This is a genomic window from Candidatus Dependentiae bacterium (assembly GCA_020431705.1).
Classification (GTDB): domain Bacteria; phylum Babelota; class Babeliae; order Babelales; family Vermiphilaceae; genus JAGQHQ01.
This window is the reverse complement of sequence record JAGQHQ010000048.1, coordinates 1-570: the sequence shown is the minus strand read 5'-3', so window position 1 is coordinate 570 and position 570 is coordinate 1. Positions and strand designations below refer to the sequence as shown.

The 570-nt window shown below is 26.5% G+C and carries 1 protein-coding gene; it reads left to right on the top strand.

Annotated features, from left to right (window positions below; translation table 11 throughout):
- On the top strand, positions 1 to 550 hold a 550-nt coding region (locus KC460_05255), incomplete at its 5' end, for a cysteine--tRNA ligase (protein MCA9770749.1).
- Positions 551 to 570 lie beyond the last annotated feature (20 nt).

Genomic DNA, 570 nt, shown 5'->3' with positions numbered 1-570 from the left:
TGAATTTATTTACCAATTATTAAATAAAAATATGGCCTATATTTCTAGTGATGGTTCTGTTTATTTTTCAATTAAATCATTTCCAGAATATGGGAAATTGAATAATAGAAAAATAAAAGAAACTGATTCGGATTTCGTGTTATGGAAAAAAATTAATGATGGTAGTTATTCTTGGAAATCCCCATGGGGAAGTGGAAGACCAGGATGGCATATTGAATGTTCCACAATGTCAAGAGATTTATTAGGAAATAGATTTGATATTCATGGTGGTGGTCTTGATTTAAAATTCCCACATCATGAAAACGAAATTGCTCAATCCGAAGCATTAATTGGAGAAAATCACGTTTCATATTGGATTCATAATGGTCATGTGAGTGTTAATAACAACACTCAAAAAGTAGTTATGTCCAAATCAAAAGAAAATTCAATAACAATTAAAAGTTTATTAGAAAAATATGATTCAAATGTTATTCGTTATTATATGTTATTAACACATTATAGGAAACCTTTAATCTATTCTGAAAAATCAATTCAAAATGCTGAAAAATAATATAAAAAAATAATTAAATT